This is a genomic window from Erythrobacteraceae bacterium WH01K (genome assembly GCA_027941995.1).
In the GTDB taxonomy this organism is placed as follows: Bacteria; Pseudomonadota; Alphaproteobacteria; order Sphingomonadales; family Sphingomonadaceae; genus CAJXSN01.
In genome coordinates this window covers 1,344,669-1,370,092 of record CP115966.1, presented here as the reverse complement: position 1 = coordinate 1,370,092, position 25,424 = coordinate 1,344,669, and the positions used below count along the sequence as shown (strand labels likewise).

The following is a 25,424-nucleotide window of genomic DNA, read 5'->3' as shown; positions in this document are numbered from 1 at the left end:
AGCAGGCTGCGCGGCCCGGTCTCAGCGCGACCGCCGAAGGACCCGGCCTGTGCGCGCATCCACGTCGACGAAGGTCACCTTGCCATCGCGAATAAATTTCAGCCGATAGGCGACGGCCGTGGAATCGTAAGCCGGACCAAGATATTCCGCCCCGCGCATGATCGGCAGGACACGCCGTTCGATCTCACGCAGGGAGAGGACGTTGCCGGCCCGCATTTCCTTGCGTGCCTCGTCCTGCGGCTTGCGCTGCTGCGCATCGGCGGGACCAGCAAGGCCGGTAACGGCCAGAGCGGCTGCAGCGAGGGATATCAGCATGGTTTTCATGATGCCGATATCCCTAAACTCGCAGCATTGAACGGTTTCTGAATGCCGGCTTCCGTCACGCCGCTCCGCCTCAGGCGCCCGGACCGCCCGTCATCTCGTAAGTGATCGACACGTTGACCCCGGTTCCGATCACGCCCGGTCGGACCGGCACGGGAGAGCCTTCACGGCGCGAGGCAGTGACGATGATGACGTCGCCTTGCGGGCTTGGTCCATTGTTCTGGACGCTCTCGGCAATCTGCAGGATGCGGACCCCGGAATATCCGGCCGTGCGAGCATAGGCCATAGCCATCGCCCGACCCGTTTCCAGCGCCCGGCTGCGGGCCTGCGCCTTGGCTTCGCTATCGTCTTCCTTGCTGAAAGTGGGACCCGACAGGTCATTCGCACCGGCCGCGACCAGCGTATCGAGGATCGGGCCCACACGCGCCACATCGCGGAATTTGACGCTCACCCGGTTTGCCGCCCGGTAGCCCTGGAATATCTGGCGCTGCTCGCGTTGGTTGTAGTCGTACCGCGCATTCAGGCTGATGCCGGTCGTCTGGATGTCGCGTTCGGCAATTCCTTGTGCCTCGATTTCCTCGATTACGCGGGCCATCTGTTCGGAATTGCGCCGCATCGCTTCGACCGCAGTCGGGGCATCGGTGACCACCCCGGCACTGATGGTAACTGTGTCGGGCTCGACCTCGACTTCCTCGTAGACGCTCAGTTCGACCACGGGGTTCGTGGCTGCGATCTGGACCTCGGCAGCAGCGGCGGGCAGCGCGGCCAGGGTGGCCGACGATACGGCGAGAGCTGCGGCATATTTGCGAAGATGTATCATGAAGGACTCCGTGTCGTGGGCGAAAAGAGTGTCTCGTAACCGTTTACGCCAGCATGAACGCCTTGTTCCGGCGACGCGCAAAGCTTACCTCGCGCGCCTATGGCACAACCTCCAATTCTTTCCTGGGAAGGTCTCGGGCTGCAGCAGGGCGGTCGCTGGCTGCTTGGCGGACCGGACCGCGAGGATATCGACCTGCATATCGGGCCGCGCGACCGGTTGGCGCTGATCGGCCGCAATGGTGCAGGCAAGACGACGTTGTTCCGCCTGATCGACGACCGGATCGAAGCCGATCGCGGACAGCGCAAGGTCAAGCTGGGAACGCGGATCGTGACGCTGGAGCAGGATCCGGACGTCACCGGCTACGAAACTCTCATGGATTTCGCGCTGGGCGGGGATAATCCGCCGGAGCGCTACGAGGTCGAAGCGATAGCCGGGCAATTAGGGATCGACATGGACCGCCAGGCGAAGGGGGCCAGCGGCGGCGAACGTCGCCGGGCCGCGATTGCCCGTGCGCTGGCACAGGATCCCGACCTTCTGCTGATGGACGAACCGACCAACCATCTCGATCTCAGCGCGATCGAATGGCTGGAAGGCTGGCTGGAGCGGTATCGCGGCGCATTCGTCGTCATCAGCCATGACCGTACCTTCCTGAAACGGCTGACCAATGCGACATTGTGGCTCGATCGCGGGACGATCCGGCGCAAGGATGTCGGCTTTGGCGGGTACGAGGCGTGGGAAGAACAGGTCTATGCCGAAGAGGCCCGCGCGGCGGAAAAGCTCGACGCCAAGCTGAAGCTGGAAGCCCATTGGCTGGAGCGCGGCGTCACCGCCCGGCGCAAGCGTAACCAGGGCCGGCTGGAAGCGCTCTACAAGATGCGCGCCACACGTGCGGCGATGATCGACACATCCGGTTCGGCCAAGCTGAAACTGGCGGTCGAGGAAGACTTCAGGAGCAAGTCCGTGATCGTCGCGGACAAGATCGCCAAGAACTATGACGAGCGGCAGGTCATCAAGCCGTTTTCCCTGCGCATCCAGCGCGGTGACCGGATCGGGATCGTCGGGTCGAACGGCGCCGGCAAGACGACCCTGCTCAAGATGCTGACGGGCGAGCTGGAGCCGGACAGCGGAACGGTCGACATCAGCAACAAGCTGACGGGCGTCATGATCGACCAGCAGCGCAGCCTGATGGAACCGGACAAGACGGTGCGCGACGTACTGGCCGAAGGAGGGGACTGGATCGACGTACAAGGCAATCGCAAGCACGTGCAGGCGCACCTGAAGGATTTCCTGTTCGATCCGGGCATCGTCGATACCAAGGTCGGCATCCTGTCGGGCGGCGAGAAATCGCGCCTGCTGCTGGCCCGCGAATTCGCCCGCAAGTCCAACCTGCTGGTGCTCGACGAGCCGACCAACGATCTCGACCTCGAAACGCTCGACCTGCTGCAGGAAGTGATTGCGGATTACGAAGGCACCGTCCTTATCGTCAGCCATGATCGCGACTTCCTGGACAAGACGGTCACGCTTACGCTGGGCCTGGACGGTAGCGGATCGGTCGACATCGTTGCCGGCGGATACGAAGACTGGGAACGCAAGCGGCAGACCCGCACCGTGGGCAAGTCGCGAGCGCCGAAAGAAACAGCGACTTCCTCGAAAGCCGCTCCCGCCCAAACTTCGACCCCGCGCCCGGGCAAGTTGAGTTTCAAGGAGCAGCGCGACTACGACCTCCTCCCCGCCCGTATCGAGGAACTGGAGGCGGCCATCGCGCGCGGCGAAAAGATCTTGTCGGACCCCGACCTGTTCAACACCGACCCGCAGAAATTTGCCAATATCTCCAAGGGTCTGGAGAACGCGCGAACCGAAAAGGACACGGCCGAGGAACGCTGGCTGGAACTCGCCGAAAGGGTCGAAGGCACATGACGCTGCAGGCGGAGATTGCCGCCTGCAAGGTTTGCGCTTCCAGCCTGCCGCATGGCGTTCGGCCCGTCATATCCTTCTCTGCCACCGCGAGGCTACTGATCATCGGGCAGGCCCCGGGATCGAAGGTCCACGAAAGCGGCATTCCGTGGGACGACCGCAGCGGCGACCGTCTCAGGGAATGGACCGGCCTGTCGAAGGACCAGATGTACGACCCCGCCCAGGTCGCCCTGGTCCCGATGGGTTTCTGCTACCCCGGCAAGGCTTCCGGCGGTGACAAGCCGCCTCGTCCGGAATGTGCGCCGCTGTGGCACGAGCGGGTGCTGGCAGAGCTTCCGGAAGAGCGGCTGACATTGCTCGTCGGAACCTATGCCCAGGCGCACTACCTACCCGAAACGCGGCGCCAGACGCTGGTGGAACGCGTTGCAGCGTTCCGCGATTTCCTGCCCTCGGTGATGCCGCTGCCCCACCCTGCGTGGCGAAGCACGCTCTTCATGCGCGACCATCCCTGGTTCGAGGCCGAGGTCCTGCCCGAACTGCGCTTACGGATCGCTCAGGTAATGCGGTAATAATCGGCCACCCGGTCCAGAGCCAGCTTGAGCACGAGCTTGCCCGACCGGCTCGGCCACGCGAGCGCCTTTTCCGCCACGACCAGGCTTTCGCCGCCACAAACCACGCGCCACAGAATGTCCGTGAGGCCCCTACCCGCCTGCGCCAAGGCTCCGTCGAAGCGGTCCTTGGCCGCGATCTGCCGCTCTGTCGCTGTCAGACCGGCGTCTCCGCCTTTCATCCGAACCGGATCCCATCGCATGGTGACATTGGGCCCGAGCTGGGCGCGCTCGTAATCGCTTCGAAGCCGCTCGCCCGCATCGAACAGGCGATCGTCGATATGCCCTCGGGAATGAAGCCATGCCAGGGGGGATTCGGCGGCATTCACCGTCACCGTTCGCCGTTTGCCACGGCCGGACGACCCGCGGACGGGGCCTTCGGACGTCAGTTCGCGTTCGACCAGTTCGCGCTGCATGCTTCACTCCTGCTCAATTAACCGATTTGGAGAAACCATCGTTGCCAAACGTCCATACTTGTAGGAAAGTGTTTTCTCGGCAGCAGGGAAATACAGGTGATCAATCGTATCAGGACCATTCGCAAGGACCGCGGCATGACGTTGGCCGAATTGGCAGAAGCCTGCGATCCGAAGACCACGGCGCAAACCATCGGGCGGCTCGAAACGGGGATGCGCAACCTGTCGCTCGCCTGGATGGAGCGGATCGCCGCTGCGCTGGAGGTCGACCCGGAAACGCTCGTCCGGTCCGACGGCAACGCACATCCGCAAGTCGTCGCCTCTCTCACCCCGACCGGTCCGGAGGCACTGCCGACACCGCTCGATGCCATCCTTCCTGCCGATCTGGCGGGCGAAGGGCAGCTCGTCGTTCTGAACGTGGAGGTGGCCTGCGGTCCATATCTCGTGGGCGACCAGGTCTGGCTGAGGCAGATCGACCCGCAGGATGCGGGCATGGCGGTAAACCGTGACGTGCTGGTGCCGCGCCCCGGCGGCCGGTTCGCCTTCGGCCGGTTGATCGACCGTCAGGGTTCCATGATCGGATTGCTCCCGCCGAAAATGGGCGCGAAGCAGCAGGTCGTGGACGCACCGGCGTGGATCGCCGTGTGCGAAATGCTCATCCGCCGTCTGTAGGATTGCAGCCTGTGAAACGTGTCCTCTCGATCTCGACGCTGTATCCCAACGCGGCCCGCCCCCGCTTCGGAACCTTTGTCGCCCGCTCTCTCGAGGCCCTGCAGCGCGAGACACAATGGGATGTGACGGTCATCAACCCGATCGGCCTGCCGCCGATCCGCTTCGGACATTACCGCGAGTTTCGCTATGCTGCCCGCGGCGGGATGGAGCACGGGGTGATGGTTCACAGGCCCACCTTCCCGCTCCTGCCGAAGCTGGGGGGACGGATAAATCCGCGCCTGATCGCGCGCAGCATCCTGCCGCTGGTCCGCAAACTTCATGCGGAGGTGCCGTTCGATATGGTCGATGCGCAGTTCTTCTACCCAGACGGACCGGCCGCTGCACACATCGCGAAGGAGCTGCGACTGCCCTTTTCCATCAAGGCGCGCGGCGCCGATATTCATTACTGGGGCGCGAAATCCTACGCCAATCGGATGATGCGCGAAGCCGCCGATGAAGCTGCCGGGCTGCTGTCGGTTTGCGAGGCTCTGGCGCAGGACATGGCCGCGATCGGCCTCCCGTCAGGGAAGACCACGATCCATTACACGGGCCTCGACCGCGACCTGTTCCGGCCACTCAACCATAAAAAGCTGCGGGAACGGCTGGCGGGCAAGCTTGGCGTGGACCTGCAAGGCGACGCTCCAATTCTGGCAACAGTCGGCGCGCTGATCGAGCGCAAAGGACAGGCGCTCGTCATAGAGGCTCTGAGAGACCTGCCCGGTGCACGGTTGCTGCTGGTTGGCAAAGGCGAGGACGAGGCCGCACTGAAAGCGCTGGCGACGGAAGGCGGTTTGGCCGACCGGGTGCATTTCCTGGGCCTGCTGGACCACAAGATGCTGCCTCTCGTCCTGTCCGCCGCGGACGTGATGGTCTTGCCCTCAGCCAGCGAGGGTCTGGCGAATGCATGGGTCGAGGCGCTGGCGTGCGGCACACCGATCGTGATTGCCGATGCAGGCGGGGCCCGCGAAGTCGTGACCGATCCCGCCGCCGGAACGATTGTCGAGCGCGACGCGGCGTCGATCGCCTCGGGCGTGCGGAAGGTTCTGGACCGTCCCGCAGATCGTCAGAGGACCGCAGCCATGGCGGACCGTTTCGACTGGCGCGTCAATGGGCGCATGTTGGGCGAATATTTCGATCGCCTGGTTGCGGAGGGAGAAGGCGCGGCCGGGAGCGTCTGAGCGCCTCCCGGCCAGCCGGTCAGGCGGTTTCGCCGCGCGCGACCTTTTCCTGCCTGTCCGCCTCGGTTTCTCGGGGAACGAAGCTGTCGCTCGACACACCGAGCCAGATGAGGATCGGCGCTGCCATGTAGACCGAGCTGTATGTGCCCACGAACAGGCCGAGGACGATGGCGGCAACGAGGCCGAACAGGCTGGCTGGCCCGTAAAACAGCAGCGGCAGCAAGGCCACGAGCAGGGTCAGCGACGTCATGACGGTTCGTGCGAGCGTCTCGTTCACGGAGAGGTCGAGCAGTTCCGCCATCGGCATCTTGCGAAACTTCTTTAGGTTCTCGCGGATGCGGTCGTAGACGACGATGGTGTCGTTCAGCGAGTAGCCGATGATCGCCAGGATCGCGGCGATGATCTGGAGGCTGAACTCCATCTGGAACAGGGCGAACATCCCCAGCGTCAGGGAAACGTCGTGCGCCAGCGCGAACAATGCGCCAACACCGAACTGCCATTCGAAACGAATCCAGATATAGATCGCGATGGCGACCATCGCCGCCAGCAGGGCCCATATTGCAGCAGAGCGGAATTCGCCCGAAACCTTGCCGGAAACGGAATCGACGCCGTCAACGCGGACGTTGGGATGGTCCTCTCTCAGCGTATCGGTGATTTCACGGGTCAGACGGTCGGCGAATTCCTTGTCGCCCTCCGCTTCCGGCGGCAGCTTTACGCGGATCGAGACTTCGTTCGGCGCGCCGAAGCGCTGCACCACCGGGTCGCCGATTTCATCGATCGCGACCAGCGACTGGCGAATTTCCGGGATCGGTGCCTCGGCCTCGCCGACGAAGGTCGCGCGGATTTCCTGGCCACCGGCGAAATCGACGCCGTAATTCAGGCCCTTGGTCATCACCAGGCCCCAGCTTGCCGCGATCAGCAAGAGGCTGACTACGTAGAAGGGAATCCGCCATTTCAGGAAACGGATATTGGTGTCGTCGGGAACGAGTTTGAGAAGTTTCATCGGCCGCGCTCCCTAGATATGCAGCTCTGACGGGCGCTTGGCCCGAAGCCATCCCGCGACCCACATGCGGGTCAGCACGACGGCGGTGAAGACGGACGTGAACAGGCCGATGATCAGAACCACGGCAAAGCCGCGGATCGGACCGCTGCCGAAAAGGAACAGCAGCACGCCGGCAATGAAGTTGGTGACGTTGGCGTCGTAGATCGCCCGGCTCGCTTCCTTGTACCCGGTCTCGACCGCGGCGACGACACGCCGCCCCCGGCGACGTTCCTCCCGGATGCGTTCGTTGATCAGCACATTGGCATCGACCGCCGCGCCGATCGTCAGGACGAAGCCCGCGATCCCCGGCAAGGTCAGCGTGGTGTTGAGGATCGCCATGATGCCGAGGATCATCAGCACGTTCAGCACCAGAGCTGCCGTCGCGTAGACACCGAAGCGGCCATAAGTCGCGATCATAAGTCCCACCACCAGCAGCGAGCCCAGCGACATGGCGATCAGGCCGCGGCGGATGGAGTCGGCGCCGAGATCGGGGCCGACCGTGCGTTCCTCGACCACGGCGAGATCGACAGGCAGCGCGCCAGAACGAAGCGAAATCGCCAGCTGGTTTGCCGTTTCCGCGGTGAAGCTACCCGAAATCTGCGCGCTGCCGCCCAGGATCGGTTCGTTGATGTTCGGGGCAGAGAGAACCTCGCCATCGAGGATGATGGCGAACGGCTTGTTCACGTTCTGCGTGGTCAGCTGCGCGAACCGCTGGCCGCCCTGCTGGTCGAAAGTGATGTTCACCACGTCCTGCTGGTTCTGCTGGTCGACCCCGGCCTGCGCGTTGATCAGGTTGTCGCCCTGGATACCGCCGAGCCGACGCACCGCGATGGACTGCCCTTCGAACGGCGTCCCTGCCGCATAGGGGAAAATCTGGCTGCCCGGGGGCGCAATGCCCTGCTGGACATCGCTCGGCAGGGCGGACTGGTCGACCAGCTTGAATTCGAGCTGGGCGGTCTGGCCCAGCAGGTCCTTGAGCTGGTCCGGATCCTGTAGGCCCGGGACCTGCACCACGATCCGGGTGTCGCCCTGGCGGATGATCGTCGGCTCGCGCGTGCCCAGTTCGTCGATACGCTTGCGGACGACTTCGGTCGCGCTGTCCATTGCCTGCGTGATGGCGGTTTCCAGCCCGGCTTCGGTCTGGGTGAGAACCACGCGCGAGGAATCGACGACGCTCAATTCCCACTCCTGAACCAGACCCTCGCCGTTCATAAGCGGGGTCAGCAGTTCGCGGGTGCGGTCGATTTCGCCGGAATCTTCCAGCATGAAGGAGAGATGCCCGTCTCCGGTCGAGACATCGCCGATACGGATGCGCGGTTCTGCGTCGCGCAGGGCGCTGCGAACGCCCTCTTCCATGTTTTCCAGCCGCTGCGCTGCAACCTGGTCAGGCTCGGCCTCGAGAAGGATATGGCTACCGCCTGCAAGGTCGAGACCAAGATTGACGGTGGGATCGGGCAGCGCCTCTGGCCAGCCGGTGCTGGTCGAAGACAGCAGGGAAGGCAGCGCCGCGAGGCAGGCCACCAGTGTCAGGCCCCAGAGCCAGACCTTTTTCCAGCGCGGAAATTCGAGCATTGTCGCCTTGCCCCGATCAGTCGTTGGCCGGTTTCGCACCGGCTGGCGGGATCACGTCGCCGATCGTTGCCTTCACGGCTTTCACGCGCGTTCCGCCGCCCAGGTCGAGCTCGGCATAATCGTCGTCCACCTTGACGACCTTGCCCACCAGACCGCCTGCGGTCACCACCTTGTCACCCTTCTTGATGCCGGCGACTTTTTCCTGGTGCTCCTTCTGCCGCTTCATCTGCGGACGAATGATCAGGAACCAGAAGATGAGGCCCATGCCGATGAGCGGCAGGAACTGGACCCAGGCGGGCGGCGCTTCGGCGCTGGCCGCGGCAGTAAGAATGTCGAGCATGAGAAATCCGGTACCTGGTTCGGTTCGAAACAACTGGTTTGTATCGCCGGACGGGCGCTTGCAGCCCGTTCCGCGTATCAAGGCGCAGCGCCTAGCAACATTGCGATGGCGGGGCAATGAATAGGATTAGCGGGAATACACGCACGCAGCGGCACCGTGAAAGCATCCCGCTACCCTGCCCGGCGGCATCCGAATGCCGGACGGCCAAGAACTGCGCTTGCCTCTGCCGGAAGCCGACACTATAGGCGCGGCTTCCACTGATCGGGACGTGGCGCAGTCTGGTAGCGCACTATACTGGGGGTGTAGGGGTCGCTGGTTCGAATCCAGTCGTCCCGACCAGTGGTTTCCCCTCCTCCATGACAGACAATGCGAACCTGCCTGCGGGCGGCGGATCGTCACGGCAGAAAAATCTGTCCTACACGAACCAATATGGTTACGTGGCGCGTTTCCAATTTCCGGAGACGACCCATGCCACTCATCGAATCGCTCATCGGCCCGATCGCCAGCATCATCGACCGCATCATTCCGGACAAGGAAGCCCGGACGAAGGCTAAACTGGAACTGCTCAAACTCGAAGGCAGTCACGAACTGAAAGCGATCGAGGCCCGGCTGTCGGCCATCGTCGCCGAGGCACAATCCCGCGATCCATGGACCAGCCGGGCGCGGCCGAGCTTTCTCTACGTAATGTACGCCATCATTCTTGCCGCCCTGCCCATGGGCGTGCTGGCAGCTTTCAACCCGGACACGGCCCATGCGATCGCGGATGGCATGAACGCCTATCTCGGCGGGCTTCCCGAACCGCTCTTCGCGCTCTTCGGTACCGGTTATCTCGGCTACACCGCGGCGCGGCAATGGGGAAAAGTGAAAGGCGTCGATGCCTGATGTCCCATATGGGATATGTGCAGGCGGCAATCTCCGGATCATAGGCACGCCAGCGACCCAAGCTGGACTTTGCCCCGCCCGCCCCCAACCGGGCGGGGCACTTTTTCGCGACAAGATATTTGGCAGCCGCCTGCATGACGCCTTATGCGGACAGTCATGAGCAGCACGGTTTTCATCCTCAACGGCCCCAACCTCAACCTTCTCGGCACGCGCGAGCCGGAAATTTACGGGTCGACCACCCTGGCGGAGATCGAGGCGCAATGCCTCGAGCTGGCCGAGGTGCTCGAGCTCGAAATCGTCTTTCGCCAGAGCAACCATGAGGGCGACCTCGTCGACTGGCTTCACGAGGCACACGCGGCACGGGCGAAGGCGGTCCTCGTGAACGCCGCTGCCTACACCCACACCTCCATTGCTCTGCTCGACGCGGCCAAGGCGATCGCTGTGCCGGTCATCGAAATTCACCTGTCCGATCCCCGCACGCGCGAGGATTTCCGCCACGTTTCCTATATCGGCGAAGCCTGCGTCGATACGGTCCAGGGCATGGGACCGGGCTCCTACACCGAAGGGTTGAAACGCGCATCGCAGCTCTGAGACCGCCGCGTTTGCAGAGCGGGATGGCTCTGCCCCCTTGCCAGAGAGCGCGCACCTGCCCATAGGTCGCGGTCTGGCAAATAACGGGAAAACAATGGCCGAAAGCAAGGCAAATGCAGGGCGCAAGTCCGGAATGAATGTCGACACGAAGCTCGTTCGCGAACTGGCGGAAATGCTGGGCGACACGGGTCTGACAGAGATCGAGGTGGAAGACGGCGATCGCAAGGTCCGGGTTGCGCGGCAGATGACCGCTGCCCCTGCCGCCGCTGCACCGGCACCGGTCGCGGCAGCCGCTCCGGCCACTGCGCCGGCCGCCTCTCCAGCAGCCGCACCCGTGGCCGCGGACGACAACGCTGCTGCCGATGCCGACGCGATGACCTCCCCCATGGTCGGCACCGCATACCTGGCTGCAGAGCCCGGCGCTGCGCCTTTCGTGAAGGTCGGCGATGCCGTGAAGGAAGGCGACACCATCCTGATCGTGGAGGCGATGAAGGTCATGAACCCGATCGCTGCCGATCGTGCAGGTACAGTGTCGAAAATCCTCGTCGACAATGCGCAGCCGGTCGAATTCGGCCAGCCGCTCGTCGTGATCTCGTAAGGCGGTTTCGCGTGCCAATTACCCGCATCCTGATTGCCAATCGCGGCGAGATTGCGCTGCGCATCCACCGCGCCGCACAAGAAATGGGCATCGAGACGGTCGCCGTGCATTCCACTGCCGATGCCGACGCGATGCATGTCCGGCTGGCCAACCATGCCGTCTGCATTGGGCCGCCGCCTGCGACCGACAGTTACCTCAATGTCGCTGCGATCATTTCCGCCGCCGAAGTCGCGCAGTGCGATGCGATCCATCCCGGCTACGGCTTCTTGTCCGAGAATGCGAAATTCGCGGAAATCGTGGAAGCGCACGACATCAAATGGATCGGGCCGAAGCCCGAGCACATCCGCACGATGGGTGACAAGGTCGAGGCGAAGCGTACCGCGGGCGCTCTAGGCCTGCCGCTGGTTCCCGGCAGCGACGGTGCGGTATCGGACATCGAGGACGCACGCCGGATCGCAGCCGAAATCGGCTATCCGGTCATCATCAAGGCGGCCAGCGGCGGCGGCGGGCGCGGAATGAAGGTGTGCGAGAGCGAAGACACGCTCGAAACGCTCATGAAACAGGCCGGGAGCGAGGCGAAATCGGCATTCGGCGACGCCACGGTCTATATCGAGAAATATCTCGGCAATCCGCGGCACATCGAATTCCAGGTTTTCGGCGATGGCGAAGGAAAAGCCATCCATCTCGGCGAACGTGATTGTTCGTTGCAGCGGCGGCACCAGAAAGTTCTGGAAGAGGCACCCTCCCCGGTTCTTTCGAGCGAGGACCGTCACCGGATGGGTGAAATCTGTTCCAAGGCGATGTCCGACATGGGCTATCGCGGGGCCGGTACGATCGAATTCCTGTGGGAAGACGGCGAGTTCTATTTCATCGAAATGAACACGCGGCTGCAGGTCGAGCATCCGGTGACCGAGATGATCACCGGGATCGACCTCGTGCGCGAACAGATCCGTATTGCGGCCGGCAAGCCTCTTTCCGTGACCCAGTCGGAAGTCACCTTCAGCGGCCATGCCATCGAATGCCGCATCAACGCCGAAGATCCCTTCACCTTCGCCCCCTCACCGGGTGAAGTGACGGCGTATCACGCAGCTGGCGGAATGCATGTGCGCGTCGATAGCGGCCTCTATGCCGGGTATCGCATTCCGCCTTACTACGACTCGATGATCGCCAAGCTGATCGTTTATGGCCGCAGCCGTGAGAAATGCATCATGCGGCTGCGCCGGGCGCTGGAAGAAATGGTCGTCGAAGGCGTGAAAACCTCGATCCCGCTGCATCAGGAACTGATCAGGCAGGACGATGTGCTGGCAGGCGACTATTCGATCAAGTGGCTTGAGGAATGGCTGGAAACGCGCTCGGATTGAGCGCGTTTTCCAAGCCTGGTCAGCCAAGAGGCACACCCGGCTCCAGCTTGCTGGTACGGATTGTCAGGGACGTTTTGACACTGGCGACATTGGGTGCGGGCGTCAGCTTGCTGGTCAGGAATTCCTGGAAACTCTGCAGGTCGTTGCTCACGATCTTCAGGATGAAATCGATCTCGCCATTGAGCATGTGAACTTCGCGAACTTCCGGCAGGGCGTGCATCGCCTGCTCGAATTCGCGCAGGTCGCCTTCGGCCTGGCTCTTCAGGCTGACCATGGCGAAGACGGTGAGTGCAAAACCGAGCCGCGAGGGATCGAGCTCGGCATGATAGCCGCGTATCACTCCGCCCTCTTCCAGTGCGCGCACACGGCGAAGACATGGCGGCGCCGTCAGGCCGACGCGCTGCGCCAGTTCGACATTCGTGATCCGGCCCTCGTCCTGCAATTCTGCAAGCAAGCGCATGTCGATATCATCGAGATTCGCCATTGAATTTTCCCTGCCCTGTTTGCCCACTGCGCGGACCTGCACCCTAGGCCAATTTTCCGCTAGTTCCGCGAAACGAAACACCGGAATCCGGCACTTTTCAACAAGATTATTTTTTCTGCCAGCAATTGTCCCGATTTGCAACGCGCCTGCCATTTGCGGCACGAAAGCTTCCTTTGTGGGTAGGGGTTCCAGCCGTGCCATTAGGCCCGAAGTGGCTCACTGATTTTTCCGGAGAATTTCCCGAATATGCTGTTCGATGATCGCCTTGCCACAGTGCTGCGCCACCGCGCCGCAGGCGATCGTGCGAAGCAGACCCAGTTCCGGCAATTGCTGGACCTCTTGGGGCGGCGGCAGCGGGGAGCCGACGGAAGCCTGCGTGCGGCCGCATGGCTCCGATTGGCGGCCCTTGGCGAAACGATCCCGGCACGGGCGCGGGCGGCGATGATCCGCGATCCGGGGCTTCGTTTCCACAACCCCGAATTGGCAGCCCATTTTGCAGAGGACGAACCTGCCGTTGCGGCCGCAGCGCTCGCCACTGCGCAGCTTCGGGAGGATGACTGGGAAGCGTTGATCCCCCGCTTGCCGATCCGCGCCCGCGGGTTCCTGCGCCTGCGCAACGATTTGCCACCTGCGGCCATGCGGCTGCTCGACCGGCTCGGCATAAGCGACCGCGGATTGCCGGTTCCCGAGGCCGATGCTTCGCAGGGAGAAGAGCCCGAGAGTTCCGGAGCGGCATCGGACAGTGAGAACCCGGCCCCGCGCCCCGGCAATGGACGCACGCCTTCTCGCCTTGTCATGCCGCGTCCAGCGAACGACGCGCTAGAGCATCAGGAAACGGGCGAAAGCGGAACGCCGAAGCGGCGCAGCGGCACATCGATCGGCACTCTGGTCGAGCGGATCGAGGCATTCCAGAAGGAGCGGACGCGCAAACAGGGCGCCGCCCCGCTCGCCAACGCACAGCCGGGTATAGGTGCCCCCACCCTGCCGCTGGGTGACGAGGCCAATTTCGGCGAGCCAACTGTTCTGGGCTTCGCATTTACCACCGACGCCGTGGGACGCATCGACTGGGCCGATCCGCAGGTTGCCCCATCCCTGGTGCACATGGCGATCGCCCCCATGCTGGGTACGCCCGACCGGAAAGCATTCGTGCAGCATCGCCCGCTTCGTAGCGCGACTGCAACGCTTGGCGGGGCGCCGATCATTACCGGCAAGTGGCTGTGCGATTCCGCGCCTCAATTCACAACAGACGACGGTCGTTTCATCGGTCATGCAGGCCGTATGCGTCGCATCGCAATGGACGGCCAGCAAACTTCGGGCGAGGCTGCCGATGCGAACAGCCATGTGCGGCAGATGCTCCACGAGCTTCGCACCCCGGTCAACGCGATCCAGGGCTTTGCCGAGCTGATCCAGCAGCAATTGTTCGGGCCCGTGCCCCATGAATATCGCGCCCTCGCGGCAGCCATTGCAGGCGACAGCGCACGCATGCTGGCGGGCTTCGACGAGCTCGACCGGCTGGCAAAACTCGAAGCCGGCGCGATGGAACTGGAAAACGGCGTGGCGGACCAGTCGGGGGTGGTCGCGGCGGTCAGCCAGCGGCTGAGCGCGATCCTGGAGCCGCGCGGTGCCGGGTTCCAGCTCGACCTGCCGGAAACCATCGATGTCGCCCTGACACGCGACGATTTGGAAGGGATCATCTGGCGCATCCTCGCATCGTTGGCTGCGGGCCTGACACCGGGCGAGACATCGCAGGTGACGCTGGTCGGCGACAGGCATCACAGCAGGATGGAGTTTGCCTTGCCCGCATCCATGGCAAAGCTGGACGATATCTTTGCAGCCGGGCGAACCGGCACGCCCGGAGCTGCCAGCGCGGGGGCGTTCGGCCAGGGGATCGCGCTGAGGCTCGCCAGGGCCGAGGCCCGCGCTGCAGGCGGCGACCTTGCAAGGGTGGACGCGCGAATCATCCTTACCCTGCCCCGCTTGACCGCGCCGCGCGCCGAACCTAGCGATTCCGGCAGCGCACAAGGGGCAAGTGGGTAGCGCCGCCCGTCTGCCCGTCTATCGATCAATCCGGCGCGGATCGGAACTCGTGTGACGAACATGCTGGATCCGCCTCCCGCTGCTGGCATGGCACGGTTCGCCGACGGTTTCGGCCGGCGGGTGCTGCTGACGGTGGACACGGAAGAAGAGTTCGACTGGGGTAAGCCCTTCAGCGCGACCGAACACGGGCTGGAGCATGTGCGTCACTTGCGCTCTTTCCAGGAATTCAGCGAAAATCTGGGCGTCAGTCCGGTTTACCTGGTCGATTGGCCGATTGCACATTCGCCCATCGCCCGGGAAGTTCTGGGAGATGCTGCCCGTCGCGGCACGGCAGAGATCGGCATACAGCTGCACCCATGGGTCAATCCTCCGCACGACGAGGAAGTGAACCAGCACAACAGCTACGCCGGCAATCTATCGCCGCAGTTGGAGCGGCGTAAATTCGTTCGGCTGCGCGAGGCGATCGAGCAGGATTTCGGCGTTACGCCCCTGGTTTACCGTGCCGGTCGATACGGGCTGGGCCCGCAAACGGCCCAGTTGCTGGCCGAGCAGGGCGTGGCCGTGGATACATCGGTCCGGTCCAATTTCGACTACCGCGCCGATGGCGGCGCGGATTACAGCCGCCATCCCTTGCGTCCGTACTGGATCGGCGGCGATCGCCGCATTCTCGAATTGCCGCTGACGACGGTGTATTGGGGCCTGCTGCGGAAACAGGGCGCGATGCTGGAGCCTTTGCTCGGCTCCGTCCCCTTTCTGGGCGGCATGGCATCGCGTCTGGGCCTGCTCGAAAAGATTCCGCTCACTCCGGAAGGGGTATCGGCCGAAGAAGCGTTGCGAGGGATCGACATGGCGCTCGACGACGATCTCCCTCTTCTGGTGCTGTCTTTCCATAGCCCCTCGCTGGCCCCGGGCCACACGCCCTATGTAATCAGCGAACGCAGTGTCGACTCGCTCTACGACTGGTTTCGCGAGGTCTATGCCTATCTGGGCCAGCGCGGCGTGCAGAACACGACGGTCGCCGAGATCATGGAAATGGTCTCTCTGGAAAATGCGCAGGTCGCATCACAGGACGAGAGACTGCTTGCAGCGCGGCCCAAGCATCGCTAGGCGGCGCAAACCGAAGGCGCGCCCTTACCGACGCGCCTTCCTTGTCCTGGTAGGGGCCTGTAGCTCAGTTGGTTAGAGCTGGCCGCTCATAACGGCTAGGTCGCGGGTTCGAGTCCTGCCGGGCCCACCAGAGCCCAGATCGACCGGCCAGATCGACCGGGACGGACGGCGGAAGATGTCGGGGAGTGGCGCAGCCTGGTAGCGCATCTGTTTTGGGAACAGAGGGTCGCAGGTTCGAATCCTGTCTCCCCGACCACTTCCGCCACTCACCAATTCCACACCGACGTCGCTGTCTGCTTGCAAGTCGGGTTGCGTCGACGCCGCAGGCGTTTACCGCTGCCCGCGTGAGCCGCATTTCTCCCCCTGCCCTGATCGACAACCGCGCCATATGGGCGATCGCGCTTCCGGCCATGGTGACCAATGTCGCCACCGCGCTGATCGGCATTGGCGACATGTGGATCGTAGGAAGGCTGGAAGATGCCGCAACGCAAGGCGCGGTCGATATCGGCGCACGTCTGTTCGCCGTACTCTTCACGGTCATGAACTTCCTCAAGACCGGGACGACCGGCCTTGTCGCGCAAGAAGGAACGCGCGCCGGTGAGGAAGCGCAGGTGGCCATGCTGGTTCGCGGACTGTTCGTCGGTCTGGTGATTGCCGGCCTGCTGCTGCTGTTCAAACCGGTGATCCTGCCTGCCCTCCTCTCCGCGCTCGGTGCCCGGGCAGACGTGCTGGAAGCGGCGCGCATCTATGCCGATATCCGATACTGGACCGCGCCTGCGGTCATGGCGAATCTCGCACTGATCGGCTTCCTCGTCGGACGCCGCCAGATGACGGCCGTGCTGCTGTTCGAAGTGGCGTACAATGTTCTGAACATCGCGCTGGGCCTGCTGTTCGTCCTGCGTCTGGACATGGGGATAGAGGGCATCGGATGGTCCAGCTTCGTCGCGGAATACGTGAAGCTTGCCGCAGTGACTGCATTCGTGTTTCGCGGCCCGGTCCTCGCGAATTTCCGCACGATAGCCACGACGGGCGCATCCATGAGCTGGCGCACGCTTGCGCCTTTCCTGAGCACAAATCGCGATCTCTTCCTGCGCACGGTCATCCTGATGATTGCCCTTGCCGCCCTGACCCGGCTCAGCGCTGAGCGCGGCCCGGCGATGCTGGCTGCCAACGGCATCCTGTATCAGCTCTTCGTCTTCACCGCGCTGCTTCTGGACGGTTTCGAGAATGCAGCGCAGGTCCTCAATGGTGAGCGCATGGGAGCCCGGGACCGGAAGGGGTTCAAGAGATACATCAAGGCAATCCTTCTTCGCGGGTTCGCGGCGGCGGCAGTTGTCTCGCTCGGATTTCTTCTGCTGGCCGATCCGATCCTCGCCAGCTTTGCAGCGACGGACCGCGTGCGTGACATCGCGCAGAAAAGCGGCTGGTGGCTTACAATCATCCCCTTCGCGGGCGTCGCCGGATTCGTATTCGATGGCGTTTACGTAGGCGCCAGCTGGACCCGCGCCCTGCTCGTAACGATGGTGGGAGCGGCGCTGGTCTTCGCCGTTTCCCTCTGGGTGACGTGGGGCTGGGGCAATGCGGGGCTATGGTTCAGCTTCACGCTTTTCCTCGGCGTAAGAGCCGCGTTGCAGGTGGTTCTGATGCCCGGGCAGATGGCTGCCAGCTTCGGCGAGCTTGCGAAAACCTGAGGTCAGGCGGCTGCCCGGATCGATGCAGACCCCTGAAACGGTCGTTTGACCGGCAGGGTATCGAGTTCGGGCTCGCCCTCCCCGTCATGCTGGACCGTATTGCGACCTGCGTCCTTCGCCTTGTAGAGGGCAGCATCGGCCCGGCCGAACAACCGGCCATAACCATCGTCGCCGCTGAATGCCGCGACGCCGAAACTGGCCGTCAGGTGGATATCGTCCGGCAGTCCGTCGATCTCTGCACGCGTCAGCGCGATGCGGATGCGCTCTGCCAGCCGGGCCGCAGCGCTGCCGCTGCAATTCCAGACCGCGATGCAGAATTCCTCGCCCCCAACGCGTCCCGCAATGTCCGTTTCGCGGATTGTCGAACGGATCAGCTGGCCGAACACGGCGATGGCGTTGTCCCCCACCTGGTGTCCCCAGATATCGTTGACCTTCTTGAAATGGTCGAGGTCCGCCACGATCAGCGCCACCGGCTTGTCCCGCGCCTTCGACCGGGCGAGCATGGCAAGCGCATCCTGTTCGAATGCACGGCGGCTTTGCAGGCCGGTCAGCAGGTCGGTATCCGCAGTCTTCCGCTCCAGGTCGAGCTGGTCCAGGATGGTCGACGCAAGCAAGGTAAGCGCCAAGATAAGCGAGAAAACGGCCACCGCGATGACCATCACCGCATAATAGACCGAATCCCTGTATTCCTGTGCGGTAATCGTTTCCTCGAGAATGAAGGTCGCGGCCGGCCGGATGAAAAACTGCGCTGCAATAAATGCAAACAGCCAGAAAATCGCCCGGTCCACCAAGTCCCGCCGCGCGGCGAGGCCCATGGCATGCGCACCGAGGATGAAGATCAGGCCATAGGCCGAGTTTGCGACATACAGCCGCGGATTTTGATTGAGACCATAGGTGGACGCAATCATCAGGATCGAGCTGACAACTCCGATGATCACGAAATAGGCGGGCTCCATATGCTGCCCGACCCTCCGGGCCGCCCCGGCCGCCAGAAGGCTGCACGATGTTGAATAGAACACGTGCATCAGCAGGATCGGCAAACGCGCAGACGGGTCGGACACGAAATGAAAGGTCAGGAAGCCGCCTGCAAGCATGGCATAGCCGCCAGCAAAGAACGCCACGTGACGGCGCGACTTGTCGCACATCCAGAGCAACAGGAACAGCGAGGCAAACACCAGCGCAATCGCCGGATTTATCAGCCCCATGATTTGTTGCTGCACGTGGTCTACCCCCTCTCGTCGCAGGGAGTAGGTCGCAATAGTTAAAACCCGGTTGAGATGGGGGCAACTCCCCGAGGGAAATCAGTCGATTTCGGGCGCGCCCTCAATCGGTTCCACTTCGTTGGCGAGGATGCCGACGACCTGCGTCCAGACCGCGACGTTCTGGCGCAGTTGGACGGGATCGATCTTGTCCAGCGTATCGTCCGGCGTGTGATGGAGGTCGAAATAGCGCGTTCCATCCTGCTGCAGATCGATAATCGCTCCGCCCTGGTCGCGGCTGATATTGATGTCCGCACCGCCGCTCGCTTTGATCGTGCTGTCCGCAACACCGAAGCGGGCGACGGAGGCCGCGAGCCGGGCGTGCAGGTCGGGATTGGTATCCCGGAAATTGCTTTCGAAACGCCAGATGCGGTCGGCCCCGAAATCGCTTTCCAGCCCGACACCGATTTTCTCGTCGATATGCGCCTCGCTATAGGCGACACTGCCGAACAGGCCGACCTCCTCAGCCCCGGCCATCAGGACCCGGATGGTGCGTAGGGGCTGGCCCGCCTCGCCCACATTCCGCGCGGCCGCCGCAACGATGCCGCAGCCTGCCCCGTCGTCGAAGGCGCCGGGCGCGTTCCACCAGCTGTCGATATGACAGGCGACAAGGACCGGCGGAAGCGAGGGATCACGGCCTAAGATCTCGCCAACGACATTGCCGCTGGTCGTCGTGCCGAGATGACGCGGCGTCAGGGTCAGCTTCATCGTGATGGGACGCCCGTTTGCGCGGTCGAACATGCGTTCCAGATTGGCAGCGTCCGGCAGGCTGAGCGCGCCGGCTGGCGTCGGAACCGCACGGCCGACATCGCTCGATCCGTCCGGATTGCGGAAGGTCGTGCCCCCGACATGGGGGTTGCGATGATAGTCGGTCCCCACGGACTTGATGACCGTGGCAATCGCGCCCTTGCTCTTGGCGAGACCGGCACCGATCCACCGCGCCGGGCCGGCAAAGCCGTATTGCGACCCGTCCTGCGTCGGCGTCATGGAATGCGAGATGTAGGCGATCTTGCCCTGCAGGCTTCCCTCGGGGGCCGCAGCCAATGCGGCAACGTTCTCGAACTCGACGACTTCTGCAACGATGCCGTCCGGCCCGGTCGATGCGCTGCCGCCAAGGGGCTGGATCACCAGGGGCTGCGGGAAAGGGCTGACGATTTCCGCGCGGTGCAGCTCGCCCGGTACCCATGTTTCCATCTGGAACGGTTCGTCGACAACATTGGCGAAGCCGTTGGCACGCAGCCAGGCGACGGCCCAGTCGCGCCCGCGCTTTTCCGCCTCGGTCCCTGCCTGCCGCGGACCGACTTCGGTCGTGATCCCTTCGACGAAAGCCCAGGCCAGCGTATCATCCGTCAGCGCCTTGTCCGCTGCGGCTGCCAAGGCATCGCCGGTCAGGTGGTCGTCCGCATGAGCGGTCGTGGTCGTGGCGAGAAGCGGCAGGGCGGCGAGCGCGAACATGGTCTTTTTCATGGCCGGCATTGCTAGGGGCGTGCGCTTCCCAAGTCCAGCTTGCCCAAGGGGGCCCGCGCGCCTATCTGGGCGCCACACATTCCATTCGCATACGACCGATCTGAAGGACGACCCCGATGGCCGCGCAATACGCCTATGTCATGAAGAACATGACCAAGACTTTTCCCGGTGCCCCGAAGCCGGTGCTGAAGGATATCAACCTGCAATTCTATCAGGGTGCGAAGATCGGCATCGTCGGCCCCAACGGTGCGGGCAAGTCGACCCTTATGAAGATCATGGCGGGCATCGACACCGATTTCGCCGGGGAAGCATGGCCCGGCGAGAACATCACCGTGGGCTACCTGCCGCAGGAACCGCAGCTCGACGAGAGCAAGACGGTGCTGGAAAACGTCAAGGACGGCGCGCGCGACATCGCCGACAAGGTCGATCGCTTCAACGAGATCACGGGCCTGATGGGCGATCCGGACCGCGACGATTTCGACGACCTGATGACCGAAATGGGCACGCTGCAGGAAGAGATCGACGCCGTCGATGGCTGGACGCTCGACAACCAGCTTGAGATCGCGATGGAGGCATTGCGCTGCCCGCCGTCCGACGCCGATGTCGGCAATCTTTCGGGCGGTGAGAAACGCCGCGTCGCCCTGACCCGCCTGCTGATCCAGAAGCCCGGCATCCTGCTGCTGGACGAACCGACCAACCACCTCGACGCGGAATCCGTCACCTGGCTGGAAAACCACCTGAAGGAATATGCGGGCGCGGTCCTGATGATTACCCATGACCGCTACTTCCTCGACAATGTCGTGGGCTGGATCCTGGAACTCGATCGCGGGTCGTACTACCCCTACGAGGGGAATTACTCGACCTATCTCGACAAGAAGGCCAAGCGCCTGGCGCAGGAAGAGCGCGAGGATTCCGGTCGCCAGAAGGCTCTCAACGAGGAACTGGAGTGGATCCGCCAGAACCCGAAGGGCCGCCAGACGAAATCGAAGGCGCGCCTGCGCAAGTTCGAACAATTGCAGGAGGCCCAGGCGGATCGCAGGCCGGGCAAGGCACAGATCGTGATTCAGGTGCCCGAACGCCTCGGCAGCCAGGTGATCGAGGCGCACGGCATCTCGAAGAGCTTCGGCGACAAGCTGCTGTTCGAAGACCTCAGCTTCACGCTCCCGCCGGGCGGCATCGTCGGCATCATCGGCCCGAACGGCGCCGGCAAATCGACCCTGTTCAAGATCATCACCGGTCAGGAAGAACCCGACAGCGGCTCGATCAAGATCGGCGACACCGTGCACCTGGGTTATGTCGACCAGAGCCGCGACGACCTGACGCCGAGCAACAATGTCTGGGAAGAAATCTCCGACGGGCTCGATTACATGAAGGTCAACGGCCACGACATGAGCACACGTGCCTATGTCGGTGCCTTCAACTTCAAGGGGCAGGACCAGCAGAAGAACGTCGGCAAGCTGTCGGGCGGTGAGCGTAACCGCGTCCACATGGCCAAGATGCTGAAGGAAGGCGGCAACGTCCTGCTGCTGGACGAACCGACCAACGACCTCGACGTGGAAACCCTGCGCGCACTGGAAGACGCGATCGAGAACTTCGCCGGCTGCGCCGTGGTCATCTCGCATGACCGCTTCTTCCTCGACCGCCTGGCGACCCATATCCTGGCATTCGAAGGCAACAGCCATGTCGAATGGTTCGAAGGCAATTTCGAGGCGTACGAGGAAGACAAGCGCCGCCGCCTGGGCGATGCGGCCGACCGGCCGACGCGTCTCGCCTACAAGAAGCTGACGCGCTGACGCAGGCTTGAGAGAAACTGGCGGAGCGCGCTTCGGGCACGGCCCGTAACCGCGCTCCGCCATCGATTTCCGCGCGGCCGGGAAAGGGGACCCGGCGGCCCGTTCAAATCACGCTCATATCGGGTCTGGCATGACCCGATGCCACAGGGGGGCAATAGCGTGCAGAAAGATTCGGACCGGGTGCAACCATGGCTGGTTGCCGCATTCACGATCGGCTGGCTGGCATTTGCCGTCGCTGCGCTCGAACTGACGAGCGGCATGGACGGGATTGCCGCCGTCTGGCCGCCCAGCGGTATCTTCCTTGCCGGATTGCTGATTGCTCGACCGGCGAGCCGAATCTGGCTTATCGGCGGGACCGCTGCCGCATCACTGGCCGCCAATCTCTGGGGCGAAGTCGGCCTGCTTGCCGCGACAGGGTTCACCATCGCCAATCTTGCCGAAGGGATGCTGGGATACACCCTGATGAACCGGCTCGGGGTGAACAGGCGGACCTTCGAAAACCCGGCCTCCCTCGCCATCTTCGGTGTGACGGCCATCGCGGCATCCCTGGCCAGTGCCACCATGGCGGCAGTCCTGTCGGGCAAGCTGGACATCCCGTTCTTCCTATCCTGGGCCAGCACCGTCGCCCTTGGCATGCTGATCGTTACGCCGGTCATCCTGTTCCTGCTGCGCCCGGGTCATGCGGGGGCCGGCGGGCAGAGCTCGCTCTGGATCTGGACCGTCCTGCTCGTGGGGGGCTGCACGGTAATCGCCTTCGGACAGGCCGATTACCCGCTCCTGTTCCTGCCGATGGTGGCGGTACTCTTTGCGACCCTGATGCACGGCCTGCGCGGAACCGCCATCGCGATCCTGGCGGTGACAGCCGTGGGATCGATCCTGACCGTTCTGGACCGCGGTCCGGTCAGCCTGTTTTTCGGCACGGTCGAGGAGCAGGTGCTGTATTTCCAGCTCTACCTCGTCGCGCTGTTGCTTTCGGTTTTCCCCCTGGCCGCTCTTCTTGCCCGCCATCGCAAGGACCTGTTCCAGATCACCCACGACAAGCGCAAGCTGGAAGAGGCGGAGCGGATCGTGCGTTTCGGCCACTTCCATTACCGCAAGGCCGATGACCTGGTTGAATGGTCCGTGACCGCACGCGACATTACCGGGCGAAAGCCGGAACGGACGCGCGGCCTCGCTTCCGTACTGGAATGCTATCACGAGAACGACCGGGAGCGCGTGAACGGCGCAATCGAGACGATCCTGCGGACCGGCCTGCCATCGAATTTCGAAGCGCGCCTCGTCCGCCCCGACGGGAGCGTTCGCAAGATCGAAGGGCGAACGGAGGCCGGGTATGACGAGGAGGGAGAAATCTGCGAATTGATCGGCACCATGCGCGACGTCACCGATGGCTACAGCTTCGCCTCGCGTTTCGCCGACCCCCAGACGCCGGACGTCGCCTGAAAGAGAGCACCGGGCAGGACGCCACGCGCCCCGCCCGATACCATCGGATCATCAAAGACCCTCGGTCGCCTTGCTCACGAGGATATTCACGGCGACGCGGCGGTTCTGCGCCTTGCCGTATTCGGTCGTGTTGTCGGCTGCTGGATCGGCCTCCGCCATGCCGGTCGGCGTCAGCATACGCCACGGCTTCCATCCGCAATTCTGCTGCAGGGTATTGACCACCCGGCCCGCCCGGCGTTCGCTGAGGAGCTGGTTGTAGTCCTGGCTGCCATCGGCATCGGTGTAGCCGACGACCAGGAGCAGCGCATTGTCCATCGCGTCTGCCTGCCTTGCCGCTTCGCACAGCTTCAGGCGGTCCTGCTCGCCCAGCTTCCAGTCATCGGTATCGAAATAGACGTTGGTCGTGCCGCGAATGTTGTAATTGTCGATGTCGCCGACCCGTCCGCGCAGAGCCTCGGTCGCGGCGGTCTGTTCGGCGAAACCCTGAGCCGTGCCGGCCTGGATCATCTCCGCCATTTCGAGGTCGTCATTGCTGAGGCGGACCCGGCTGGCATACAGCGTTCCGCCGGCCTGCATCGTTTCGATCGACACGGGCAGTCCGTTCAAGAGCGCGGACCGATCCAGCGCCGTTCGGCCAAGGCCAAGAAACCCGCCCTTGCCGCGAATATCCGTCTCCTCGTTGATGGCGATGGTGGACCGCGAACCGTCACGCGCCGTGACCTGCAACAGATTGTCGCGGCGTGCGGTGATAACGCCTTCCACCTTGGGGCCTTCGACCGGCGCTTCTCCGTAAACGGTGGTGAGGACGTCGTCCCCGGTCGCCTCCGCCTGCTGCGCCGAGAGGCCTGCTGCCGGTACGGCCAGCATACCGGCGAGGATCAGGCCCTTTGCGGCGATGAGATGGTTCTGCATGATACCTTCGTCCTTTCAATCATTCGGCCATCCCACCCACAAGGGATGAGCGGCCGCAACTCCCCGTTGCGCCCCCATCTCCGGGCGGCCCACAGCCACCGCGAAACGTTGCGCAGGGCTGTCGCCGCCAACCTTTCGGTCAGGTGAACTGCGCGCCGCATTACGCATGATCGATGGTTCGCCGGTGCGGGTTCCGGGATGAAGCGAGCCTTTGGCGGCCGGTTTTACTGCAACAAGATCCAGTTCAGGGGGCGACCCAATGGCCTTGCCAGCCATCCCCTTGCCTCTCGAATCGCGCGCGCCGATGGCCTGTATGCGCAAGGGTGAACCAGTCGAGGGAGGCCAGCTTCACCAGCAGGACAGCGAAATTGGCGCGCGCAGGTCGCAGCGCCTCGTCATCCGGTTCCGTACCTTCGAATTGCTCGGGCAAACCGCTGGTCGGCGCATCGCTTGAAGCGCCGGGCCCCTCGCCCAGGTAACAGCGGCGCGCGAAATTGTTGCTTTCCGCCCACGCAGCGTCCGCAATGGGCCCGCCGCGCAGAACATCGCCCGTACCTGTCAGGCGGAGTTGTAGCTTGCCCGGCTTGTCGTAGAGCAAGACCCCGATGCGAGGGTCGTTCTCGATGACCGCGACTTTCGGTGCGCGCGTGTCTGTGTGGAACCGGAGCGTCCAAGTCACCGGATCGAATGCGCGTAGAACCATCGTGCGGACATCGGCATTCGCTGTAGCGACATAGGTCGTATGCAGCTGCGATCGGCGATCCTGCGCCGCGACGGTTAGACGGCTCGCCAAATCATTGCGGACTTCATCGAGAGTTTCGAGCATCAACACCTCCCGCCCGAACCGCCATCCGCTGTCAAGAGTTCAGGAAACCGCGCCTGA

Annotated in this window: 24 protein-coding genes and 3 tRNA genes; 16 read left to right on the top strand and 11 right to left on the bottom strand. The window is 63.4% G+C overall.

Annotated elements, in window-relative coordinates:
• Positions 1-21: 21 nt before the first annotated feature.
• Entirely contained in the window at positions 22-324 is a 303-nt protein-coding gene (locus tag PF049_06800) for a PepSY domain-containing protein (protein ID WBY17839.1), read from the bottom strand.
• A 70-nt stretch (positions 325-394) separates the two neighbouring features.
• On the bottom strand, positions 395-1,141 hold the full coding sequence (locus PF049_06795; protein ID WBY17838.1) for an SIMPL domain-containing protein: 747 nt from the start codon (positions 1,139-1,141) through the stop codon (positions 395-397).
• Positions 1,142-1,240: 99 nt separating this feature from the next.
• Here PF049_06795 and PF049_06790 point away from each other — a divergent pair, with 99 nt between their 5' ends.
• Positions 1,241-3,058: an ATP-binding cassette domain-containing protein gene (locus PF049_06790; protein WBY17837.1), complete on the top strand. Its 1,818-nt coding sequence runs from the start codon at positions 1,241-1,243 to the stop codon at positions 3,056-3,058.
• A complete protein-coding gene (locus PF049_06785) occupies positions 3,055-3,624 on the top strand; it encodes a uracil-DNA glycosylase family protein (GenBank protein WBY17836.1) in 570 nt (189 codons plus the stop codon). The genes PF049_06790 and PF049_06785 overlap by 4 nt, the downstream gene beginning before the upstream one ends.
• On the opposite strand, the gene PF049_06780 is transcribed toward PF049_06785, so the two are convergent.
• Positions 3,609-4,079, bottom strand: coding sequence for a DUF6456 domain-containing protein (locus PF049_06780; protein ID WBY17835.1), 471 nt, complete (start codon positions 4,077-4,079; stop codon positions 3,609-3,611). The genes PF049_06785 and PF049_06780 overlap by 16 nt on opposite strands.
• A gap of 96 nt (positions 4,080-4,175) precedes the next feature.
• On the opposite strand from PF049_06780, the gene PF049_06775 reads away from it, so the two are divergent.
• Together PF049_06775 and PF049_06770 are read left to right on the top strand one after the other, a co-directional pair.
• The gene (locus PF049_06775) at positions 4,176-4,748 is read left to right on the top strand and encodes a helix-turn-helix transcriptional regulator (GenBank protein ID WBY17834.1); all 573 of its coding nucleotides are present in this window, start codon (positions 4,176-4,178) and stop codon (positions 4,746-4,748) included.
• A gap of 11 nt (positions 4,749-4,759) precedes the next feature.
• On the top strand, positions 4,760-5,965 hold the full coding sequence (locus PF049_06770; protein ID WBY17833.1) for a glycosyltransferase: 1,206 nt from the start codon (positions 4,760-4,762) through the stop codon (positions 5,963-5,965).
• 19 nt (positions 5,966-5,984) lie between these two features.
• Here the strand turns inward: PF049_06770 and secF are convergent, their stop codons facing one another.
• The 3 genes from secF to yajC are packed head-to-tail and all read right to left on the bottom strand — an operon-like array spanning position 5,985 to position 8,919.
• Positions 5,985-6,968 carry a protein translocase subunit SecF gene (gene secF / locus PF049_06765; protein WBY17832.1) on the bottom strand — a complete coding sequence of 328 codons (984 nt, stop codon included), beginning with the start codon at positions 6,966-6,968 and terminating at the stop codon, positions 5,985-5,987.
• Positions 6,969-6,980: 12 nt separating this feature from the next.
• On the bottom strand, positions 6,981-8,579 hold the full coding sequence (gene secD / locus PF049_06760; protein ID WBY17831.1) for a protein translocase subunit SecD: 1,599 nt from the start codon (positions 8,577-8,579) through the stop codon (positions 6,981-6,983).
• Between the two features lie 16 nt (positions 8,580-8,595).
• Positions 8,596-8,919, bottom strand: coding sequence for a preprotein translocase subunit YajC (gene yajC / locus PF049_06755; protein WBY17830.1), 324 nt, complete (start codon positions 8,917-8,919; stop codon positions 8,596-8,598).
• A gap of 262 nt (positions 8,920-9,181) precedes the next feature.
• Between yajC and PF049_06750 the strand changes: the two genes are divergently transcribed.
• From PF049_06750 to accC, 5 genes are all read left to right on the top strand, one after another.
• Positions 9,182-9,258: transfer RNA gene (locus PF049_06750), tRNA-Pro, on the top strand.
• A 129-nt stretch (positions 9,259-9,387) separates the two neighbouring features.
• Complete coding sequence (locus tag PF049_06745; GenBank protein ID WBY17829.1) at positions 9,388-9,801, top strand: holin family protein; 414 nt, start codon at positions 9,388-9,390, stop codon at positions 9,799-9,801.
• Positions 9,802-9,957: 156 nt separating this feature from the next.
• Complete coding sequence (locus PF049_06740) at positions 9,958-10,392, top strand: 3-dehydroquinate dehydratase (protein ID WBY17828.1); 435 nt, start codon at positions 9,958-9,960, stop codon at positions 10,390-10,392.
• A gap of 94 nt (positions 10,393-10,486) precedes the next feature.
• Positions 10,487-10,990 carry an acetyl-CoA carboxylase biotin carboxyl carrier protein gene (gene accB, locus PF049_06735; GenBank protein WBY17827.1) on the top strand — a complete coding sequence of 168 codons (504 nt, stop codon included), beginning with the start codon at positions 10,487-10,489 and terminating at the stop codon, positions 10,988-10,990.
• A gap of 11 nt (positions 10,991-11,001) precedes the next feature.
• Positions 11,002-12,351 carry an acetyl-CoA carboxylase biotin carboxylase subunit gene (gene accC, locus PF049_06730; protein ID WBY17826.1) on the top strand — a complete coding sequence of 450 codons (1,350 nt, stop codon included), beginning with the start codon at positions 11,002-11,004 and terminating at the stop codon, positions 12,349-12,351.
• A gap of 19 nt (positions 12,352-12,370) precedes the next feature.
• On the opposite strand, the gene PF049_06725 is transcribed toward accC, so the two are convergent.
• Positions 12,371-12,835 (bottom strand): Lrp/AsnC family transcriptional regulator, encoded by a 465-nt coding sequence (locus tag PF049_06725; protein ID WBY17825.1) that lies wholly within the window; start codon positions 12,833-12,835, stop codon positions 12,371-12,373.
• Between the two features lie 246 nt (positions 12,836-13,081).
• On the opposite strand from PF049_06725, the gene PF049_06720 reads away from it, so the two are divergent.
• From PF049_06720 to PF049_06700, 5 genes are all read left to right on the top strand, one after another.
• Positions 13,082-14,872, top strand: a complete 1,791-nt coding sequence (locus tag PF049_06720) for a histidine kinase dimerization/phospho-acceptor domain-containing protein (GenBank protein ID WBY17824.1) — start codon at positions 13,082-13,084, stop codon at positions 14,870-14,872.
• A 60-nt stretch (positions 14,873-14,932) separates the two neighbouring features.
• Complete coding sequence (locus PF049_06715) at positions 14,933-15,979, top strand: polysaccharide deacetylase family protein (GenBank protein WBY17870.1); 1,047 nt, start codon at positions 14,933-14,935, stop codon at positions 15,977-15,979.
• A gap of 53 nt (positions 15,980-16,032) precedes the next feature.
• Positions 16,033-16,109, top strand: a tRNA-Ile gene (locus PF049_06710).
• Positions 16,110-16,158: 49 nt separating this feature from the next.
• Positions 16,159-16,235, top strand: a tRNA-Pro gene (locus PF049_06705).
• Between the two features lie 88 nt (positions 16,236-16,323).
• The gene (locus tag PF049_06700) at positions 16,324-17,670 is read left to right on the top strand and encodes an MATE family efflux transporter (GenBank protein ID WBY17823.1); all 1,347 of its coding nucleotides are present in this window, start codon (positions 16,324-16,326) and stop codon (positions 17,668-17,670) included.
• Between the two features lie 2 nt (positions 17,671-17,672).
• Here PF049_06700 and PF049_06695 read toward each other — a convergent pair whose 3' ends face one another.
• Together PF049_06695 and PF049_06690 are read right to left on the bottom strand one after the other, a co-directional pair.
• Positions 17,673-18,890, bottom strand: a complete 1,218-nt coding sequence (locus tag PF049_06695) for a GGDEF domain-containing protein (GenBank protein WBY17822.1) — start codon at positions 18,888-18,890, stop codon at positions 17,673-17,675.
• A gap of 81 nt (positions 18,891-18,971) precedes the next feature.
• Entirely contained in the window at positions 18,972-20,396 is a 1,425-nt protein-coding gene (locus PF049_06690) for a M28 family peptidase (GenBank protein ID WBY17821.1), read from the bottom strand.
• 116 nt (positions 20,397-20,512) lie between these two features.
• Here PF049_06690 and ettA point away from each other — a divergent pair, with 116 nt between their 5' ends.
• On the top strand, positions 20,513-22,189 hold the full coding sequence (gene ettA, locus PF049_06685; protein WBY17820.1) for an energy-dependent translational throttle protein EttA: 1,677 nt from the start codon (positions 20,513-20,515) through the stop codon (positions 22,187-22,189).
• Between the two features lie 159 nt (positions 22,190-22,348).
• Positions 22,349-23,629 carry an MASE1 domain-containing protein gene (locus tag PF049_06680; protein WBY17819.1) on the top strand — a complete coding sequence of 427 codons (1,281 nt, stop codon included), beginning with the start codon at positions 22,349-22,351 and terminating at the stop codon, positions 23,627-23,629.
• Between the two features lie 51 nt (positions 23,630-23,680).
• Here PF049_06680 and PF049_06675 read toward each other — a convergent pair whose 3' ends face one another.
• Both PF049_06675 and PF049_06670 read right to left on the bottom strand, forming a co-directional pair.
• Entirely contained in the window at positions 23,681-24,541 is an 861-nt protein-coding gene (locus PF049_06675) for an OmpA family protein (GenBank protein ID WBY17818.1), read from the bottom strand.
• A gap of 244 nt (positions 24,542-24,785) precedes the next feature.
• Entirely contained in the window at positions 24,786-25,367 is a 582-nt protein-coding gene (locus PF049_06670) for a pyridoxamine 5'-phosphate oxidase family protein (GenBank protein ID WBY17817.1), read from the bottom strand.
• Positions 25,368-25,424: the final 57 nt, after the last annotated feature.